The 3754-nt window shown below is 42.6% G+C and carries 4 protein-coding genes; 2 read left to right on the top strand and 2 right to left on the bottom strand.

Annotated features, from left to right (window positions below):
- Positions 1–227: 227 nt before the first annotated feature.
- The gene (gene ilvD / locus B9T38_RS16485; protein ID WP_086197811.1) at positions 228–1913 is read left to right on the top strand and encodes a dihydroxy-acid dehydratase; all 1686 of its coding nucleotides are present in this window, start codon (positions 228–230) and stop codon (positions 1911–1913) included.
- Positions 1914–2051: 138 nt separating this feature from the next.
- Here the strand turns inward: ilvD and B9T38_RS16480 are convergent, their stop codons facing one another.
- Together B9T38_RS16480 and B9T38_RS16475 are read right to left on the bottom strand one after the other, a co-directional pair.
- Positions 2052–2174: a helix-turn-helix domain-containing protein gene (locus B9T38_RS16480; RefSeq protein ID WP_227609497.1), complete on the bottom strand. Its 123-nt coding sequence runs from the start codon at positions 2172–2174 to the stop codon at positions 2052–2054.
- A gap of 316 nt (positions 2175–2490) precedes the next feature.
- The gene (locus tag B9T38_RS16475) at positions 2491–3552 is read right to left on the bottom strand and encodes an RNA-guided endonuclease InsQ/TnpB family protein (RefSeq protein ID WP_227609575.1); all 1062 of its coding nucleotides are present in this window, start codon (positions 3550–3552) and stop codon (positions 2491–2493) included.
- A 113-nt stretch (positions 3553–3665) separates the two neighbouring features.
- On the opposite strand from B9T38_RS16475, the gene B9T38_RS16470 reads away from it, so the two are divergent.
- Positions 3666–3754, top strand: an 89-nt coding sequence (locus B9T38_RS16470) for a helix-turn-helix domain-containing protein (protein ID WP_143222761.1), incomplete at its 3' end; no start/stop codon positions are given.

Genomic DNA, 3754 nt, shown 5'->3' with positions numbered 1-3754 from the left:
GTTTTGTCTGTGGAGGGAAGACGCAGTAAAGGTCGCCCTGCGAAGCAGAAAGCAAGCGAAATCCGTGAGGAAGTCGCCTAAGAGCCTTTGCTTTTAGAATCCCTGAGAAACGAGTTTCGCAAGGAGCTAGTCGAAAGTGGTGGGAGTATGTCAATTCTATAGAATAAATGCAGAATAATTTGCCAAAGACTGAAGCTGAAAATCAGTCATCGCCAAGGAAGAAACCAATGAGTAAAGATAATATCCGTGAGCATTCAGCTCCTGTCTATGAAGGCATTGAAAATGCGCCGGCACGTTCCATGATGCGCGCTACCGGTTTTAAAGATGCAGACTTTAGCCGTCCTTTTATTGGCATTGCCTCAACCTGGGCCAATGTCACGCCTTGTAATATGCATATCGATGGCTTGGCGCGTGAAGTGGAAAGAGGCGTGAATGCCGCAAATGGCAAGGGGATTATCTTCAATACCATTACCATTTCTGACGGGATCTCAAACGGTACGGAAGGCATGAAATACTCACTGGTCTCCCGTGAAATTATTGCCGATTCAATTGAAGCGGTGGTGGGTTGTCAAGCTTATGATGGCGTGATTGCAATTGGTGGCTGTGACAAGAATATGCCAGGCTGTATCATGGGGCTGGCGCGTTTAAACCGTCCGGGTTTGTTTATTTACGGTGGGACGATTAAACCGGGTGCCGGCCATACCGACATGATTTCAGTTTTTGAAGCGGTAGGTCAGCATGCCAAAGGTGAAATTAACGAAATTCAAGTGAAACAGATTGAAGAGGTTGCATTGCCGGGACCAGGTTCGTGTGGGGGCATGTATACAGCCAACTCGATGGCTTCCGCAATTGAAGCCTTAGGCATGAGTTTACCGGGTTCATCGGCGCAGGAAGCAGTTTCAGAAGAGAAAAAAATTGACTGTCTGCGTGCGGGCGAAGCGGTGATGAACCTGCTACGTCTGGACATTAAACCGCGTGACATCATGACCAAGGCAGCATTTGAAAATGCCATTAAAGTGCTGATCGCTCTGGGCGGTTCAACCAATGGTGTCTTACATTTATTGGCTATGGCGCATACCGCAGGGGTGGAACTGACTCTGGACGATTTCGTGCGGATTGGTAAGGACATTCCTGTAGTGGCGGATGTGCGTCCATCAGGCAAATATCTGATGTCGGAACTGATTGCGATTGGTGGTATTCAGCCTTTAATGAAGCGCATGCTGAATGCCGGCATGCTGGATGGTTCTTGCTTGACCGTAACCGGTAAAACCTTGGCGGAAAATCTGGCTGATGTTGAAGACTATCCGGAAGAGCAACAAATTATCTTACCCTTTGATGCACCGATCAAAAAAGACTCTCATCTGGTGGTGTTAAAAGGTAACTTGTCACCAACCGGTGCCGTAGCAAAAATTACCGGTAAAGAAGGTCTGTATTTTGAAGGTCCGGCACGCGTGTTCGAAGGCGAAATTGGCGCCATGCGCGGCATCTTGGATGGTGAAGTGCAGGAAGGCGAAGTGGTGGTGATTCGTGGCGAAGGGCCGAAAGGCGGACCCGGCATGCCGGAAATGCTGAAACCGACCTCGGCCATTATTGGTAAGGGCTTAGGAAAATCTGTGGCGCTACTCACCGATGGCCGTTTTTCAGGTGGAAGCCATGGCTTTGTGATAGGTCATGTCACTCCGGAGGCCTATGAAGGCGGGCCGATTGGTCTGGTGAAAAATGGCGATAAAATTTCCATTAATGCCGAAACCCGTGAAATGACGCTGCATATTTCCGATGTAGAACTGGCAGAGCGTAAAGCGGCTTGGGTCAAGCCGGAGCCGAATTATCGCTATGGAGCTTTGGCGAAGTTTGCCAAATTGACCACAGGTGCTGAAAAAGGGGCAGTGACCGATCTAAATTTAGATGTTTGACTATTCCCACCACTTTAGACTAGCTCCTTGCGAAACTCGTTTCTCAGGGATTTTAAAAGCAAAAGCTCTTAGGTGACTTCCTCACGGATTTCACTTGCTTTCTGCTTCGTAGCGAATAAATTCATCTTTAGCGAACATTTAAAATGATTTAGCGAGAATTTGATTCCACACAAAACTAGCAGAACCTATTGCTTGGTTAAGCAATATTTCCTGTTCTTGGCTAGGCAAAAGCCTGAATTTATATTGTTGTGAAATCCTCATTAAAGCATTGTTTAAAAAAGAATTAAAATGTTTCTATTGTATTAAAAATAAGCAATAAAAATATTAGATTTTTTATGGCTTACGCCACTCGCTTATATTCCCCACCTGGCTGTCGGTGGGGGTCTTACGCTCAATTAAGATAATTGATCATTACCTAACAAATTGTTATAAACCGTTATTTAAAACCTACTCAAACCTACTTATGTCGATTTGATGTTTAATTCCTACTTTGCCATCAAGAACCAAAAGCATTTGCTCTTGGGATTACCTCAATTCCATAGGCTGTCACGGTGTAACTCACCGCCTTAATCACCACCTAAGCAGCAATTAAATCCTTATCCGCATGGTTTAAGATATTAATTGCTGCATTAATATCTCGATTTTGCTCAGTGTGACAAATAGAACACTTCCACTCACGAATTGAAAGTGTGAGAGATTGATTTAATTCGCCACAACAAGAGCACATTTTACTACTTGGGAAGAATCGACCAACGGACAATACAGATTTACCGTGCTGTTTCGCTTTATAAACCAATTGTCTTTTAAACTCACAGAAACCCATATCAGATATGGCTCTTGCGAGTTTTCGATTCTTCACCATGCCTTTAACATTTAAATCTTCGATAGCGATCACATCAAAACGTGTAACCAAATCGGTTGTGACCTGATGAAGATTATTTTTACGAAGGCAGGCTATTTTGTAGTGCAAGCGAGAAAGCTTGGTTTTTGCTTTTTCTCGATTTTGACTACCTTTTTTCTTTCGACTAAAAGATTTATTGAGTCGTCTTAGTTTTGCAATTTGTCTTTTAAGTGGTGCTGATGATGGAATGATCTCTCCATTTGAGAGGGTGGCAAGACTAGAAACCCCTAAATCCACACCAATAGACAAGCCTGTTTTGGGTTTGAGTTTTTCAATTTGAGACAACTCAACAGCAATTGACACAAACCATTTACCACCATGCTTAAGCACTTTGGCTGACAAGATTTTACCTTTGTAGCGTAAAGCCTCCGTCATCTTAACCCAACCCAAATTGGGGATTTTAATAGATTGATTATCTACGCTGAATTGATCATTTGATAATGAAAAGCGGTCATCTTTGCCTTTTTTTCTTGGCTTAGGGTATTTGCTTTGACCACTAAAAAACCGATCAAAAGCATTGCCTAGTTGCTTAATAGCAAGCTGTGGTGAACATTTAGTAACTTTTTTCATGAAAGGGTATTTTTCATATTTAAAAGAATTTAAATGCTTTCTTAGTTTTGCTTCTTTTGGTTTGTTTAGTAAATTCTTATCAACCTCAACGCCATAGTATTTACACTGATCTCGATATTCCTTGTCGGCTTTATCTTCATCGAGCGTAAGACCCCCACCGACAGTCAGGTGGGGGATATAAGCGAGTGGCGATAGCCATAAAAAATCAAATATCGCCTTTATTACAGTGCTTTATTTTGCTATAATTCACCCATATTAATTCTTTTGTAAACAATGATTTAATGAATATTTCACAACACTATAAATTTAGGCTTCTACCTAATAAAGAACAGGAAATATTGCTTAACCAAGCAATAGGTTCTGCTCGTTT

The sequence above is a fragment of the Acinetobacter sp. ANC 4218 genome, assembly GCF_002135245.1.
GTDB lineage: Bacteria > Pseudomonadota > Gammaproteobacteria > Pseudomonadales > Moraxellaceae > Acinetobacter.
The sequence above is the reverse complement of the archived record's forward strand: the minus strand, read 5'-3'. Positions and strand labels throughout refer to the sequence as shown.